Here is a 16160-nt window from a genome sequence, read left to right as displayed (position 1 = left end):
GGCACGAAGGTGCGAACTCGGCGAGCGTGCGGGCGCGGTGCTGGGGTTCACCGGTGCCGTGCGTGCGGTGCGGGTGCGGGTGCGGGTGCCCGGGGCGGGGCTAGTCGCGCTCGTCGGGCAGCGCGGCACCCGAGGTCGGCTCGTCCCCGTGCCGGCCCTCGCGGTAGCCGCGCACCATGGCGCGCAGCAGCAGCACTGCCGCGACCACGACCGCGACGGCGGCCAGGAGAGCGACGACGTGCCACACCTGCAGGCTCATGCTCCGCCCTCCTCGTCGGACGTCGACGTGTGCCACCCGCCGCGGCTGGGCGCCGACGTCTCGCACGCTACCCACCCGCCCGCACCCGCGGGGGACAGATCGTCGAGGACATCCCCGCGCGAGGCCGTTACCTGCGGCAGCACTCGTGCGCGTCGGACGGTGATGCTTGACTAGTGTCCGCGCCGGCGTCGCCCGGCGGAGAGGAGAGCCGCATGCGTGCGATCTGGAAGGGCGCGATCACCTTCGGGCTGGTCAACGTCCCGGTGTCGCTGTACAGCGCGACCGAGAGCCACGACGTCAAGCTGCACCAGGTCCACGACGCCGACGGCGGCCGGATCCGGTACCAGCGCAAGTGCGAGGTCTGCGGCGAGATCGTGCCCTACGAGCACATCGACAAGGCCTACACCGAGGGCGAGACCACGGTCGTGCTCACCGAGGAGGACCTGGAGTCGCTGCCCGCGGAGAAGAGCCGCGAGATCGACGTCATCGAGTTCGTGCCGAGCGAGCAGATCGACCCGCTGATGTTCGAGGGCGCCTACTACCTGGCGCCGAACTCGGCGTCGACGAAGTCCTACGTTCTGCTGCGACGCACGCTCGAGGAGACCGACCGCACCGCGATCGTGTCGTTCGCCCTGCGGCAGAAGACCCGGCTGGGTGCGCTCCGCGTCAAGGACGACGTGCTCGTCCTGCAGACGATGCTGTGGCCCGACGAGGTCCGCGCCGCCGAGTTCCCCGAGCTCGACGAGAAGGTGCGCATCAGCGCCAAGGAGCTCGAGATGAGCTCCGCGCTGGTGTCGAGCTTCGAGGCCGACTTCGACCCCGACGCGCACCACGACGAGTACCAGGAGCAGCTCCGCACGCTCATCGAGGCCAAGATCGAGCAGGGCGACGCCATCGACACCGAGGCCACCTTCGGCACCACCGAGGAGGAGCCGGCCGAGGTGCTCGACCTCATGGAGGCGCTGCGCCGCTCGGTCGAGGAGACCCGTGCGAAGCGGTCCGGCGGCAGCTCGTCGAAGGAGTCCGGCTCGGGCTCCGGCAAGAAGAGCACCGCCAAGAAGTCGACGAGCAAGAAGTCGACGAAGACCAAGAAGTCGGCCTGAGGCGGGACACCCCCGCTGTGTCCTCCGGGGCGTGGTCCTCTGGGCCGTGCCCGCCGTGCCCGCCGCGCCTGCCGTGCCCTCGTCGACCCCGACGATCCCGACCGACGGCGAACCCAGATCGGCACGAGGTGCGGTGAATGCAAGCCTTGTTGCACAGTGCGGTGAGACCGAGCTGTGTTGCAAAGTGCGGTGAAACCGAGCCGTGTTGCAAACTGCGGTGAAACCGGGCCGTGTTGCAAACTGCGGTGAAACCGGGCCTCGTCCGGCGCTCCGGACAGCGGGGGAGCGCACCGCGCGACACGCCGTCGCACACGCGCGATCGACGTCCGTCCCGCCCGCCTGCCGCCTCAGGTGCGGTGCTCCTGGGACGCCGTCCGAGGGGCGAGACCTGGATACCGCTTACCGGACAGGAGTAGACTGACCACAGCGGCCCGGTCGAATCGTTTCGGATCTTGTCGGACGAGGGGTCGCATCGCAAAGGAGGGATGCGCGTGTCCACGGCCTCCGCACAGCGGCAGCCAACCTCGGACACCCCCACCATCGCTACCCTCGCGCGGCTGCTGCCGTTCGTCCGGCCGGCCCTGCCGCGCATGGGCGCCGGCATGCTCGCCGCGCTGGGCGCCGGCCTGTGCGCGCTGGCGATCCCGCAGGTGCTGGAGTCGCTCGTCAACGGGCCGCTCGCAGGTGCCGCGGAGTCGGGCGACGCACGCGGTCTGTGGACGGCGGTCGGTGCGGTGCTGGGGCTCGGGCTGCTGGAGGCCCTGTTCGTGTTCGCCCGCCGCCGGTTCATCCTGACGCCGACGACGCACGTCGAGGCGCAGATGCGCACCTCGCTGTTCCGGCACCTGCAGGACCTGCCGCTCGCGTTCCACGACCAGTGGCCCGGCGGCCAGCTGCTGTCGCGGTCGATGTCGGACCTCAGCATGCTCCGTCGCTGGATGGCGTTCGGCATCGTCATGCTCGTCGTCAACCTCGTGACGGTCAGCGTCGGTGTCGGTCTCATGGTCGCCACCGCCGGACCGCTCGGCTGGGTCTACCTCGCGGGAGCGATCCCGATGTCGTTCCTCAGCTTCCGCTTCTCGCGCCGGTTCCGGCGCATCTCGCGGCAGTCCCAGGACCAGGCGGGCGACCTCGCGACGACGGTCGAGGAGTCGGTGCACGGCATCCGCGTCCTCAAGGCCTACGGCCGCGGGCCCGAGGCGTACCGCAGCTTCTCGGCGCAGGCGGACCAGCTGCGCCGCACCGAGATGAACAAGGCCCGGCAGATGTCGGCCTTCACGTTCTCGATCATCACGATCCCGGAGCTCGTGCTCGGCGCCTGCGTGCTGTGGGGCATCTGGCTGGTCACGCAGGGCGACCTGACGGTCGGCGCGATCGTCGCGTTCTTCGCGACCGCCGCCGTCATCAACGGGCCGGTCGAGCAGCTGGGCCACCTGCTGTCGATGAGCCTCAACGCCAAGACCGCCGTCGACCGCTACTTCGAGGTGCTCGACAGCCCCAACCTCGTCGCCGACCCCGAGGAGCCCGTCGAGATCGCCGAGCCGCGGGGCGAGGTGCGGTTCGAGGGCGTCCGCTTCCACTACCCGGACGCCCCGCCCGCGGACCTCGTCCGCGCGCACTCCCAGGTGCCGCACGAGGCCCCGCGCGCCGAGGTGCTGTGCGGCGTCGACCTCACCGTGCGTCCCGGTGAGACGCTCGCCCTCGTCGGGCTCACCGGGTCGGGCAAGACGACGATGGCGGCCCTCGTGCCGCGGCTCTTCGACGTCACCGCGGGCGCGGTGCTGCTCGACGGCGTCGACGTGCGCCGCATGACTCGGCACCACCTGCGCACGCACGTGGCGATCGCGTTCGAGGACGCGACCCTGTTCTCGGCGTCGGTGCGCGAGAACGTGCTGCTCGGCGCACCGCCCGACGCGAGCGGCGACGACGACCTGGAGCGCGCCCTCGAGATCGCGCAGGCGGGCTTCGTGCACAACCTGCCCGACGGCGTCGAGACCACGATCGGCGAGGAGGGGCTCAGCCTCTCCGGCGGGCAGCGGCAGCGGCTCGCGCTCGCCCGGGCGATCGCGGCCCGGCCGCGCGTGCTCGTGCTCGACGACCCGCTCTCGGCGCTCGACGTCGAGACCGAGGAGGCGGTGACCGCACGGCTCCGCGAGGAGCTCGCCGACACCACGGTCATCGTGGTCGCGCACCGTCCGTCCACGGTCGCGCTGGCCGACCGGGTCGCCGTGCTGCAGGACGGCAAGGTCACCGGCGTCGGCACCCACTCGGAGCTGCTCGCCGATCACCTGCACTACCGCTTCGTCATCTCGAGCCTCATCGAGGACGAGGAGTTCGACCGCGCCCGGGGGGTCCGCGCATGAGCACGAGAGGGACGGCGCCGGCGCTCGACCGGCCCAGGGGCGTCGAGGACGAGGAGCGCATCGACCTCGACCGCGAGACCTCCCGCGCGGTCCGACGGCGCTCGCGCGTGCTGCTCGTCGACCTGCTGCGCCCGCAGCGGGTGGCGTTCTGGTGGTGCGTCGTGCTCGTCGTCGTCGCGCAGGCCTCCCGTGTCGCGGGGCCGGCGATCATCGCGACGGCGATCGACACCGGCATCCCGGCCGCGCAGGCGGGCGACTGGACCCGCGTGTGGCTGATCGGCGGCGCCTATCTCGCCGCCGCGGTGCTCGCCGGCGCAGGCTCGGCCGCCTACATCCGGCTCGCCGCGCGCGTCAGCCAGGCGGTGCTGCTCGACCTGCGGCAGCGGGTGTTCGCCAAGACCCAGCGGCTGTCGCTGGAGTTCCACGAGTCCTACACCTCGGGCCGCATCATCGCGCGGCAGACCTCCGACCTGGAGGCGCTGCGGGAGCTGCTCGACAACGGCATCACCTCGCTGGCCTCGGGCATGCTGTTCATGCTGTTCACCGGCACCTCGCTGTTCCTGCTCGACGTGCAGGCGGGCGCCGTGCTCGCGGTCGCCGTCGTGCCGGTGTTCCTCGTCGTGCGCTGGTTCGCGACCCGGTCGCGGGTGCTCTACCGCGAGTCCCGCGTCGCCTCGGCCCGGCTGATCGTCAACTTCGTCGAGACGATGACCGGCATGCGCGCCGTGCAGGCCTTCCGGCGCGAGCGCGCCAACGACGAGCGGTACGCCGGCCTCGCCGAGGACTACCGGCGCAACAACATGCGCACGTTCAACCTCAACGGCGTGTTCGACCCGGCGCTGCAGCTCATCGGCAACCTGACCGTCGTCATCGCGCTCGCGATCGGCGGCTACCGCGTGCTGCACGGCGACCTCGAGGTCGGCGTGCTCGTCGCCACGCTGCTCTACACCAAGCGCTTCTTCCAGCCGGTGCAGCAGATGGCGATGTTCTACAACTCGTTCCAGTCCGCCTCCGCAGCCCTGGAGAAGATCTCCGGTCTGCTCGAGGAGCGGTTGACCGTGCGCCCGGCCGAGGACCCGGTGCCGCTGCCGGACCCGAAGGGCGACCTCGTCTTCGAGGGCGTCACCTTCGGGTACGGCTCCGGACCGCTGGTGCTGCCGCGCTTCGACCTGCACGTGCCGTCCGGTCAGACGGTCGCGCTCGTCGGCGCGACCGGTGCCGGCAAGTCGACGCTCGCGAAGCTCATCGCACGTTTCTACGACGTCAGCACCGGCGCGATCCGGCTCGACGGCGTCGACCTGCGCGACCTGTCGCGCACCGACCTGCGGCGCGCGGTCGTCATGGTCACCCAGGAGGCGTACCTGTTCAGCGGCACCGTGCGCGACAACATCGCGCTCGGGCGCCCGGACGCCACCGACGAGGAGATCGAGCGTGCCGCCCAGGCGGTCGGCGCGCACGACTTCATCGTGGCGATGCCCGACGGCTACGACACCGACGTCAACAAGCGTGGCGGGCGGGTCTCCGCGGGCCAGCGGCAGCTGATCTCGTTCGCGCGCGCCTTCCTCGCCGACCCGGCGGTGCTCATCCTCGACGAGGCGACGAGCTCGCTCGACATCCCCGGCGAGCGGCTGGTGCAGCGCGGTCTGGAGTCGCTGCTGCACGACCGCACGGCGATGATCATCGCCCACCGGCTCTCGACGGTCGCGATCGCCGACCGCGTGCTCGTCATGGCGGACGGTCGGATCGTCGAGGACGGCACGCCCGAGGACCTCATCAGCGGCGACGGCCGGTTCTCGGCGCTGCACGCCGCGTGGCGGGACTCGCTGGTCTGACCCGCGCGCCCCGGTCCGTCGTGGTTCGATGAGCCCGGGGGAGGGAGCACGATGGCAGGTCCGAGCGAGACGACCCGGGTGCCGGAGCCGCGGCGCGGGACGGCCTCGGGGCTGCCCGCGTGGCTCGGCACCCTCACGCTCTGGGTGGGCGGAGCCCTCGCGCTCGCGCTGGTCGTGCTGCTCGGGGTCGCGGTGCTGCCCGGCTGGTGGGCCGACCTCGTCGGCAGCGTCGTGCAGGGGGTGGACGGCCGCGGCATCGTGCTGGGACTGGTGCTCGGCGCGGTGTTCACGCTGCTGCCGCTGGGCGTCGCCGCGCTCGCGATGCGCAGCGGGCTGACCGTCCGTGCCCGGGTGGCGCTCGTCGTCGTGGCGCTGCTGCTCCTGCTGCCGACCGTGCTGACGCTCGCGACGGCGGCCGGTTCCTCCGACGCCCGGCACGTGCTCGCGATCGAGGCGCCCGGCCTGCGCGGCGCGACGGTCGTGGGCGTCGTCGTGGCACTGGTGCTCGTCGCGGCGCCCCTCGGTGCCCGGGCCTTCACCCGCCGCCACCGGAGGGCGCTGGCGACGGCGCAGGAGCGCGCCGTCGCCCTCGGCCGGGAGCGGGCGGCGGCCGGCGAGACGACCGCAGCCGGCGAGGTGCAGCCGACCGCCGAGACCGCGCCGACCGAGGACCCCGGCCGCGCGCGCTGACGACGGGCGTGCCCGCCGTCGCGGTCTAGAGTGGATCGATGCTTGCTGACCCGGCGGCCGTGGGCTCGCGCGCGCGGAGGGGACCGGTGTCCCTGCTCGCAGCGCTCCTCGCACTGGTCCTGCTGGTGGCCGGCTGCTCGGGCACGGTGGACCTCGACACCGAGGACCCCGTCGTCAGCCCCACCCCGACGGAGGAGCCGGCGCGACCGATCGCCGACGCCCGTGCGCCCGACGCCGCGTACTCGCTGATCCCCGCGACCGACCCCGCCGAGCTCGCGATCGGTCTGAGCCGGGCCTACCTCGTCGGGGCGCAGGTGGCGGTGCTGGCGCCGCGGGACGACCGCGACGCGGTGCTGCGCGCGGCCTCGATCGCCGCGGCGAGCGGCGCCCCGGCGCTGCTCAGCAGCCCCGACGACGCCACCCTCGACGTCGAGCTGTTGCGGCTCGGGGTCGTCGGGGTCGTCACGGTCGGCGCCGTCGACCTCGACGCGATCGACACCACCTCCCTGATCGTGGCGCCCGCGCCCGACGACGCCGCCGAGCTCGGCGAGATGCTCGGCACCCCGCTGACCGGCGTGCCGCTGCCCGAGCCAGGTGGTGACGACGTCGCAGCGCTGCTCGACCTCGCCGATGGCGAGGTCTTCGCTCCCGGTGCCTCCGGCGGCTCGGACGGCTCGGAGGGCGAGAGCACCGAGGACCAGGCGGGCACGGAGGGCTCCGACGCCGAGGGCACCGAGGACGCCGAGACCTCGGAGGCGACCGACGCCACCGAGCCCGCGGACGACGCCTCCGCCGCCTCGACCGAGCCGGTCACCGGCACGAGCCCCGCGCAGGAGCCGACCGCGGTCGGCGAGCTGCCGGCGCTGACGGCCGCCGAGCCGGTCGAGGACAGCGTCGTCATCGCCGGTCGTGACCAGGCCCAGCTGACGGCGATCGGCACCGCGCTCGCCGTGGGTGCGGACGTGCTGCGCACGGCCGGCGACCCGCGCGCCGACGAGGCGCTCGTGGAGAGCCTCGGCGCTTCGGACCCCAGCTCGGTGGTCGGGCTCGGCACTGCGATGGGCGACGAGGAGACGTTCACCTGGCGCGCGCAGACCGCCGCGACCGGCACCCAGCTGCCCGGCGGCGCACAGCTCGTCACCGGCAAGAGGTACGTCGCGCTGTACGGCAGCCCGGTGACGCCGTCGCTCGGCCTGCTCGGCGAGCAGGGGGTCGACGAGACGATCGACCGCGCCGAGCGTTACGCGGCGCGCTACCGGTCGCTGACCGAGGACACCGTCGTGCCGGCGCTCGAGATCATCGTGACCGTCGCCAGCAGCTCGGCGGGCGACGACGGCGACTACTCCAACGAGTGGGACCCCGAGACGTTCGTGCCGCTGGTCGAGGCCGCGGCCGACGCCGGGCAGTACGTCGTGCTCGACTTCCAGCCCGGCCGCAGCTCCTTCCTCGAGCAGGTGCGCGAGTACGAGGAGCTGCTCGCCTACCCGCACGTCGGTATCGCGCTCGACCCCGAGTGGCGGCTGAAGCCCGACCAGGTGCACCTCCAGCAGATCGGCTCGGTCGCCACCAGCGAGGTCAACGAGGTGATCGAGTACGTCGCCGACTACGTGCGCGAGAACCGGCTGCCGCAGAAGCTCGTCGTGCTGCACCAGTTCCAGCTGCGGATGATCACCGACCGCCAGGACCTCGACATGACCCGCAGCGAGGTCGCGCTGCTCATCCACGCCGACGGGCAGGGCTCGCAGGGCGCCAAGCAGGCGACGTGGCGCACGCTGCACGAGGACGCGCCCGAGGGCGTGATGTGGGGCTGGAAGAACTTCGTCGACGAGGACTCGCCGATGCTCACGCCCGAGCAGACCTACCGTGGGGTCGACCCGGTGCCCGACTTCGTCTCCTACCAGTGAGCCGTCCGTGACCGACCCCGAGGAGCCCCGCACCGATCCCGCCCCGGACGACGCGCCGTCGTCCGGGCAGGCGGTTGCGCCGCGCCGCCGCTGGGAGTGGTGGCACCAGCGCACGACGGCGTTCCGCCGCACCGTGCGCGCGACGGTCGCGGTCCTCGGCTCCGGCGTGCTCGCGCTGGTCTTCGGCGTCACGACGGCGCAGTTCACCGGCTCGCTCGGCCCTCACGTCGCGGAGTACTCGACGACGCTCGACGGCGAGGTCACCGTCGACATGGGACCGCTCGGCCAGCTGATCATCGACTCGCCGCTGCCGTTGCGGCTCGGTGCCGACGTCGTCGTCAAGGAGATCCCCGACGAGCTCGCGTCCGGCTCGAGCAACCCCGTCGCGGGGCTCACCGCCGACCTCTCGGGCTACAGCCAGTTCCTCGCCAACCCGGAGGCGGCGATCAGGGACGCCGCGAACGGCCTGGTGCGCGACGCCGTCGGACGGGCGGTCCTGGCGTGGTCGATCATGCTGTGCCTGGCGGCGCTGGGCCGGCTCGCCTCCCACGGTGTGCTCCGCGAGGCGGCGCGCAGCGCGTGGCGGCAGCAGGGCGTGCCGGCGATGACGATCGGTGTCGTCGTCGCGCTGCTGGCACCGGTGATCGTCTCGGCCACGCGCGACTCCGGCGGCGTCGGGCGCACCTCGGAGGTGCTCGCCGGCACGCCGCTCGCCGACGCCCGGATCACCGGCCGGCTCGGCGGCCTGGTCGACTTCTACGGCGGCTACGTCGTCGACGCGATCCAGGAGAACGAGACCTTCTACGCCGATGTCGAGGCCAACGTGCGCACCGCGTACGAGCAGGACCCCGAGCCGCTCGCACCGCTCGGCGACCCGCCGATGGTCCCGACGATCGACCCGGCCTCGGTCACCACCGACGACCCGGCCGGCGACGGGACCGAGACGGACGACGACGCCGACCAGCCGGGGGCGGAGCAGGCCGAGGAGACCGCGAGCCCCACCGACGGCGAGCCCGCCGACGCGGGCGCCGCGGTGCTGGAGCCCGACCCGGTGACGTTCACGCTCGTGACCGACCTGCACTGCAACGTCGGCATGGCACCCGTGGTGGGCGCCGTCGTCGAGCTGTCCGGCAGCGAGCTCGTCCTCAACGCGGGCGACACCGTCATGGGCGGCACGTCGGTGGAGTCGGTGTGCGTCAACGCCTTCGCCGACGGCATCCCCACCGGGATCCCGGTCGTGGTGGCCGACGGCAACCACGACTCCGAGACCACCGCGGGCCAGGAGGCCGACCGCGGCTGGCAGGTGCTGCGCGGCGAGCGCGTCGAGGTCGCCGGGCTGTCGATCCTCGGCGACCGCGACCCCATGCTCACCTCGCTCGGTGCCCCGACGCACCCCGAGCGCGACGAGGGCTTCGACGTGATGAGCCAACGGCTCGCCGACGTCGCGTGCGAGGCCGCGGGGACCGAGACCCCGGTCGACATCCTGCTGGTCCACAACCCGCGCGCCGCGCAGGCGACCCTCGCGGGCGGGTGCGTGCCGCTGGTCCTCAACGGCCACCTGCACCGCCGCATCGGACCGTGGCAGGCCGGCCTCGGCGTGCAGTACCTGAGCGCCAGCACCGCGGGGGCGACGAAGGACACGCCGACCATCGGCCCGCTGCAGAACCCCGCGACGCTGACGACGATCCGGTGGGACCGCGCGAACCACCGGCCGCTGGACTTCCGACTGGTCGTGATCGACACCGACCGCACGGTCACACTGGGCCCGTGGCAGTCGTTCCCGCCGATGCCGCAGGAGCCCGTCGAGATCCCGGTGCCGCCGGCGGGGGAGGGGCCGTGGGACACCGACGCCGGGTGAGCGGACCTATCCTGGCCCGGCAGAGGACGTCGCGCGGTGAGGAGTGGGTTCGGTGAGCACGACAGCGGACGAGACAAGGCTCGAGCCGGACGACGCCGCCGGGGACCTGGAGCCGCTCGAGGACCGGTGGGCCGGCACCGAGCACCAGCGCGCCGGCGGCGCCTCGCGCGGCTACGGCCTGCTGCTGGTCGTCACCGGCGTGCTCGGCGCGTTCGCCGCCGCGATGCTCACGATCGAGTACATCCACAAGCTCAAGGACCCGGACGCGACGCTGATCTGCGACATCAACCCGTTCCTCACCTGCGGCGCGTTCCTCGGCAGCCCCCAGGCGAGCGCCTTCGGGTTCCCGAACGTCGTCATCGGGATGCTCGCGTTCCCCGTGGTCGTCGCCACCGGTGCGCTGCTGCTCGGTGGTGTGCGGCTGCCGCGCTGGTACTGGCGCGGCCTGCTCGGCGGCACCCTGTTCGGCATCGGGTTCGTCACCTGGCTCCAGTACCAGGCGTTGTTCTCGATCCGCGCGATCTGCCCGTGGTGCGCGCTGGTCTGGGCGGTGATGATCCCGCTGTTCGTGCACACGGTGGCGCGCTCGACGCAGAACGGTGCGCTCCCGGCGGGGTCGGGGCTGCGCGCGCTGCTCGTCCAGTACAGGTGGGTGCTGACCGCGCTGTGGTGGTTGCTGGTCGTCGCGGTCGCGCTCATCGCGCTCGCGGACCGGTGGTCCTCGCTGCTCTGAGCAACCCGCTCGGCGCGACACCACCGCGCCGCGCGTAAGGACGTCTCGCGCGAGGCGCCTTCGTGGTCTACCGTGACGCCACTGCAGGGGCTGCAGGCTGGTCGAACGAATGGTCGGTGTGCGGTGGAGAACGTGATGTCGACGCGCGAGGAGGTGCGTCGGTTCCTCGTCCGGCTGGGGGCCCGGACGACGGCGACGCTGGTGGCGGCGGTGCTGGTGACCGGTGGCGCGACGTCGGCCCTGGCCGACGACCCCGAGGACGGCAGCGAGGGCAGCGAGGTCGGCACCGCCGACCTCGGTCTGACGTGCACGGTCCTCGACGGCGCGGTGCAGGCGTCGTGGGACGCCGTCGCCGAGGCGGAGGACTACACCGTGGTCGTGACGCCGTCGGGCGCCGACCCTGTCGTCACCGAGGGCGTCGTCGAGACCGCGTACCTCGCGGACGGGCTGGAGCCCGGGCGTGAGCACGTCATCGAGGTCGCGCCGCGCACGTCCGAGGGCGTCGGCGACGGCGACGCGTGCACCGTGGTCGCCGACGCCTCCCCGCTCGCACCGCTCGCACCTGCCGCGACACCTGGCACCGGCAGTGTCACCGTCACGTGGGGCGCGGCCCCGGCCGGTGGCCGCTCCGCGGCGACGCACCACGAGCTGGAGACGACGACCGACGGCGTGTCGTGGACGAGCGCGGCCGGCGCGCTCGGTGCCGCGGCGACGTCGCACACCGTCACGGGTCTGACGGCGGGCGTCCCGTTCGGGTTCCGGGTACGGGCCGCCAACGCGGTCGGGCCGGGCACCTGGTCGGAGGTCGTGTGGGCGACGCCGCTGGGCGTGCCGGCGGCCCCTGCCGTGGTCTCGGTGACCGCGGGGGCCGCCGCGATGACGCTGACGTGGACGCACCCCACCTCCGACGGCGGTGCGCCGCTCACGCGCTACCTCGTCGAGGTGTCCGACGACGCGGGCGCCACCTGGGTGACGGGGGCGGAGCTCGCCCCGGGCGCGACGTCGGCCACGATCGCGTCGCTGGTCAACGGCGTCGTGCACCGGGCGCGGGTCGTCGCCGAGAACGCCGTCGGTCGCTCCGCACCCTCGTCGGTCGTCGAGGTGACGCCCCGGACCGTCGCGTCCGCGCCGCAGCGGGTCACGGTGACCCCCGGCAAGGCGGCCGTCACGGTCTCCTGGTCCGCACCCGTCGACGACGGCGGCGCGGCCGTCACCGCGTACGTGGTGCAGTACTCGACCAACGGCACGACGTGGAAGACGGCCTCGAGCACGGTCAAGCCCTCGGCCACGAGCCACACGATCAGCGGCCTCGCGGCGGGCACCCGCTACCACGTGCGCGTGCGAGCGGTGAACGCCGCGGGGACGAGCCCGGTCTCGGGCACCGCGAGCGCGACGACCTGGGCCACGCCGTCGGCGCCGCGCTCTGTCAAGCTGACCCCGGGCAAGGCGGCGATCACGGTGCGCTGGACGGCGCCGTCGTCGTCGGGCGGGACCGACCGCACGGCCTACGTGGTGCAGTACTCGACCAACGGCACGACGTGGAAGACGGCCTCGAGCACGGTCAAGCCGTCGGCCACGAGCTACACGATCAGCAAGCTGACGAACGGCACGCGCTACTACGTGCGGGTGATCGCGGTGAACGCGGTCGGCAAGTCGCCCGCGTCGGCCAAGGTGAGCACGAAGCCGCGCACGGTGCCGTCCGCGCCGCGCTCGGTGCGGCTGACGCCCGGCAAGGCGGCGATCACCGTCCGGTGGGCGGCGCCGTCGTCGTCGGGCGGCGCCTCGCGCACGGCGTACGTGGTGCAGTACTCCACGAACGGGACGACGTGGAAGACCGCGTCCAGCAGCATCAAGCCGACGGCGACGAGCTACACGATCAGGAAGCTCAAGAACGGCACGCGCTACTACGTGCGGGTGATCGCGGTGAACGCCGCGGGGAAGTCGCCTGCGTCGGCCAAGGTGAGCACGAAGCCGCGCACGGTCCCCTCCAAGCCGGCCGTCAGCGGGACCGCCGCCGCGGGGAAGGTGACGATCCGCTGGACCGCGCCCAGCAGCAACGGGGCCGCGATCACCGGCTACGTGGTGCAGCGGTACTCCGGCGGCACGTGGCGCACGGTCGCCACCGTCGGTGCCTCGGCCCGTAGCCGCACCATCACGGGTCTGGCGAACGGCACGTCCTACAGGTTCCGGGTCGCCGCCACGAACGCGGTCGGTCGCAGCGCGTGGAGCAGCACGCTCACGCTGACGCCGCGGAAGCCCGCGAGCTCCAGCTCGTGCCACCCCGCCTACTCGGGCGCCTGCGTGCCGATCGCCTCCGACGTCGACTGCGCGGGTGGCAGCGGCAACGGGCCCGCGTACGTGCGCGGCCCGGTGTACGTGAAGAAGCGCGGTGTCGACCCGTATGGTCTCGATGGCAACGGCGACGGCGTGGGTTGCGAGAGGTGACTCAGGACCGGGCGTAGACCTCGCTGAGGATGCGCTGCGCCTCGAGCGCCTCGCGCGGACCGATCCAGAACGGCTCGGGCTCGTCCAGGCGGGCGTAGAAGTCGCCGATGAGCGCCTCGTGCGAGCGCCCCCAGTACGCCGGGGCGCCCGCGACCGCGGGGGAGTCGGAGACGACCGTCTCGCCGCCCTGGGCGTCGGTGACCGTGAGGTCGCCGCGCAACGACAGCGAGCCGCGCTCGCACGTGACGTCGATCGTGACCGGCTCGTTGACGGCGTTGGCCGCGGTGGCGAAGAACGTGCTGCGCACCTCGGCGCCGTGCGCACCAGCGTGCGTCATCGCGATCGCCGCGGTGTCCTCGACGTCGACGCCGTCGATCGGCAGCAGCCGGAACGCGCGGCCGCTCACCGACGTCACCGGGCCCAGCAGCCACTGCACGAGGTCGACGGTGTGGATCGCCTGGTTGATGAGGACGCCGCCGCCCGAGCGGGGGCGCTGCCCCGCCCAGCGCTTGCCGGCGTAGTAGTCGGCGGTCCGGCTCCACACCACGGTCGCCGATGCGCCCAGCACCGGGCCGAGCGAGCCGCCGGCCAGCACCTCCTTCATCGCGCGGGTGGTCGCGTTGTAGCGGTTCTGGAGGACGACGCCGACCTTGCGCGACCCCGCCTCGGCCGCCGCGACGACGCGCTCGGCATCGGCGAGCGTGTGCGCGAGCGGCTTCTCCACGAGCACGTGGGTACCGCGCGCGAGCGCCGCGAGCACGACCGGCAGGTGCTGGTCGTGCGGCGTGCACACGTGCACGACGTCGACGGGCCCGACGCCGCCGTCGGTCAGCGCGGCGTCGAGAGCGGTGTGGGCGGCCGCGCCCAGTGGTGCCGCCGCCCGCTGCGCGCGGTCGGCGTCGTGGTCGACGACCGCGGCCACCTCCACACCCATCCCGGCGAGCGCGCGCAGGTGCACCCGGGAGATCTCGCCGCCGCCGACGACGACGGCGCGCCTGGTCGGGTGCTCGCTCGCCTCGCTCATGCGTAGGGGATGCCCTCCTCGTCGAGGATGGCCGTGAACGCCGCGTGCGCCGCGCGCCACAGGTCCGGCCCGGAGTAGCCGCCGAAGGTGCCGGCCGCGGCCAGGTGCGGCTCGAGCGAGAAGAACCCGTCGAAGCCGTCGGCCGCGAGCGCCCGGATCGTCTCGCGGACCTCGCCGTCGCCCGCACCGGCAGGCACCACCTGGCCGTCGGCGAGCAGCGCGTCCTTGATCTGCACGTACTCGGTGCAGGGCCGCAGCAGCTCGTAGCCGTCGGTGAACGGCCGGACGCCGCACTGCACGAAGTTGGCCGCGTCCCAGGCGAGGCGCAGGTGGTCGTTGTCGACCGTGCGCACGATGTCGAGGCAGCGCTGCGGCACGTCGCCGTAGATGTGCTTCTCGTTCTCGTGGACCAGCATGACGCCGGCCTCGGCGGCCACCTCGGCGAGCGCGGTCATGCGCCGCATCACCTCGTCGCGGTGCGCGGCGGGGTCGTCGCCCTCGGGGATGAAGAAGCTGAAGATCCGCACGAACGGCGCCCGCATCTCCAGCGCGACGTCGGCGGCGTGCCGCATCCGGTCCAGGTGGGGCGCGAAGTCGTCGGTGATGCCGATCTTGCCGATGGGGGAGCCGATCGAGGACAGCCGCAGCCCGCGCTCCTGCAGCGCCGAGGCCACCTCGGCGCGCTGCGCGGCGGTGAGGTCGAGCACGTTGACCTCCCAGACGCTGCGCAGCTCGATGTGCGTCAGGCCCAGGTCGGTCACGGTGTCGAGCTGGGTCTGCAGGTCGGGCGAGATCTCGTCGGCGAAGCCGCTCAACGTCCACATGGGGCACCATGCAACCCCCGCCGGCTCCCGTATGGCAATCGGTTGCCGCGTGTTGTAGCGTTCCCGCGATGGCGGACCGGCCCACCACGATCTACGACGTCGCACGCGCCGCTGGCGTCGCACCGTCGACGGTCTCGCGCGCCTTCTCGCGGCCCGGCCGGGTCAACGCCGAGACCGCGGAGCGCATCCGGACGGTCGCCGCCGAGCTCGGCTACCGGGCGAACCCGCAGGCGCGCGCGCTCTCGACCCGCACGACGTCGATGATCGCGGTGCTGCTGGCCGACATCGGCAACCCGGTCTTCTCCGAGGTCGCCCGTGGCGCGGAGGAGGCGGCGGCGGAGGCGGGCTACGCGATGGTGCTCGCGGACACCCGCGAGTCCGCCGGCCGGGAGCGCGAGCTGCTCGACAAGATCCTCCAGAGCGTCGACGGCGTGCTGCTGGCGAGCTCGCGGATGTCGGACACCGCGGTCCGCCAGGTCGCCAAGGTCAAGCCCACCGTCGTCCTCAACCGCGAGGTGGGCGGGCTGCCGAGCGTCATGGTCGACCACGGCCGCGGCATGCGCCGCGCGGCCGAGCACCTCGCGGCGCTCGGACACAAGCAGGTCACCTACCTCGCCGGCCCGGAGGCCGCCTGGCCCGACGGCGTCCGGTGGCGCGCGCTGCGCGACGCCCGCACCGAGCTCGGCATCACGGTGCGGCGGGTCGGCCCGGTCGCCCCCACCCTCAACGGCGGGGTCCGGGCGGCGGCGGCGTGGGCCGCGCACCCGACCAGCGCCGTCGTCGCCTACAACGACCTCGTGGCGATCGGCTTCATGCGCGGCGTCCAGACGATGGGCAAGGAGGTCCCGCAGGACGTCAGCGTCATCGGCTTCGACAACACGCCGTCGGCCGAGATCGTCACGCCGGGGCTCACCACGGTGGCGGCGCCGCAGCGCGCGCTCGGGTCGCGCGGCGTGCGGCACGTGCTGGCGTTCGTCGGGGGCGCCCGCAGCTCCAGCACCGAGCCGCTGCTGCTGCCGACCAAGCTGGTCACGCGCGCGAGCACCGGGCCGGTGGCCGGGCGCTCCTGAGGCGGGTGGAGCAAGGCGTGGCAATCGGTGGCCGCGCCGGTCGGCCCGCCCCGAC

12 protein-coding genes are annotated in these 16160 nt (G+C 73.3%); 9 read left to right on the top strand and 3 right to left on the bottom strand.

From position 1 onward, the window contains the following. Positions 1–100: 100 nt before the first annotated feature. Positions 101–259, bottom strand: coding sequence for a hypothetical protein (locus GPA02_RS06555; RefSeq protein WP_156199109.1), 159 nt, complete (start codon positions 257–259; stop codon positions 101–103). 212 nt (positions 260–471) lie between these two features. Between GPA02_RS06555 and ku the strand changes: the two genes are divergently transcribed. The 8 genes from ku to GPA02_RS06515 all read left to right on the top strand — a co-directional run bounded on the left by ku (position 472) and on the right by GPA02_RS06515 (position 13187). Then, a complete protein-coding gene (gene ku / locus GPA02_RS06550; RefSeq protein ID WP_156199108.1) occupies positions 472–1362 on the top strand; it encodes a non-homologous end joining protein Ku in 891 nt (296 codons plus the stop codon). Positions 1363–1847: 485 nt separating this feature from the next. After that, on the top strand, positions 1848–3725 hold the full coding sequence (locus GPA02_RS06545; protein WP_156199107.1) for an ABC transporter ATP-binding protein: 1878 nt from the start codon (positions 1848–1850) through the stop codon (positions 3723–3725). Next, the gene (locus GPA02_RS06540; RefSeq protein WP_156199106.1) at positions 3722–5557 is read left to right on the top strand and encodes an ABC transporter ATP-binding protein; all 1836 of its coding nucleotides are present in this window, start codon (positions 3722–3724) and stop codon (positions 5555–5557) included. Before GPA02_RS06545 ends, GPA02_RS06540 begins: the two co-directional genes overlap by 4 nt. A 51-nt stretch (positions 5558–5608) precedes the next feature. Beyond that, positions 5609–6247 carry a hypothetical protein gene (locus GPA02_RS06535; protein ID WP_156199105.1) on the top strand — a complete coding sequence of 213 codons (639 nt, stop codon included), beginning with the start codon at positions 5609–5611 and terminating at the stop codon, positions 6245–6247. Between the two features lie 38 nt (positions 6248–6285). Further along, positions 6286–8151 (top strand): hypothetical protein, encoded by a 1866-nt coding sequence (locus GPA02_RS06530; RefSeq protein WP_156199104.1) that lies wholly within the window; start codon positions 6286–6288, stop codon positions 8149–8151. A gap of 7 nt (positions 8152–8158) precedes the next feature. Next, positions 8159–10009, top strand: coding sequence for a metallophosphoesterase family protein (locus tag GPA02_RS06525; protein WP_156199103.1), 1851 nt, complete (start codon positions 8159–8161; stop codon positions 10007–10009). 52 nt (positions 10010–10061) lie between these two features. After that, on the top strand, positions 10062–10742 hold the full coding sequence (locus GPA02_RS06520) for a vitamin K epoxide reductase family protein (protein ID WP_156199102.1): 681 nt from the start codon (positions 10062–10064) through the stop codon (positions 10740–10742). 123 nt (positions 10743–10865) lie between these two features. After that, positions 10866–13187 carry a fibronectin type III domain-containing protein gene (locus GPA02_RS06515; RefSeq protein WP_204986521.1) on the top strand — a complete coding sequence of 774 codons (2322 nt, stop codon included), beginning with the start codon at positions 10866–10868 and terminating at the stop codon, positions 13185–13187. 1 nt (position 13188) lies between these two features. Here the strand turns inward: GPA02_RS06515 and GPA02_RS06510 are convergent, their stop codons facing one another. Both GPA02_RS06510 and GPA02_RS06505 read right to left on the bottom strand, forming a co-directional pair. Continuing rightward, on the bottom strand, positions 13189–14211 hold the full coding sequence (locus tag GPA02_RS06510) for a Gfo/Idh/MocA family protein (protein WP_156199100.1): 1023 nt from the start codon (positions 14209–14211) through the stop codon (positions 13189–13191). Beyond that, entirely contained in the window at positions 14208–15035 is an 828-nt protein-coding gene (locus tag GPA02_RS06505; RefSeq protein ID WP_156199099.1) for a sugar phosphate isomerase/epimerase family protein, read from the bottom strand. The genes GPA02_RS06510 and GPA02_RS06505 overlap by 4 nt, the downstream gene beginning before the upstream one ends. A 68-nt stretch (positions 15036–15103) precedes the next feature. On the opposite strand from GPA02_RS06505, the gene GPA02_RS06500 reads away from it, so the two are divergent. After that, positions 15104–16105, top strand: coding sequence for a LacI family DNA-binding transcriptional regulator (locus tag GPA02_RS06500; RefSeq protein ID WP_204986520.1), 1002 nt, complete (start codon positions 15104–15106; stop codon positions 16103–16105). Positions 16106–16160: the final 55 nt, after the last annotated feature.

Origin of the sequence: Actinotalea caeni (genome assembly GCF_009733795.1) — a bacterium.
Taxonomy (GTDB): Bacteria; Actinomycetota; Actinomycetes; order Actinomycetales; family Beutenbergiaceae; genus Pseudactinotalea; species Pseudactinotalea caeni.
This window is presented reverse-complemented; position numbering and strand designations above follow the sequence as displayed.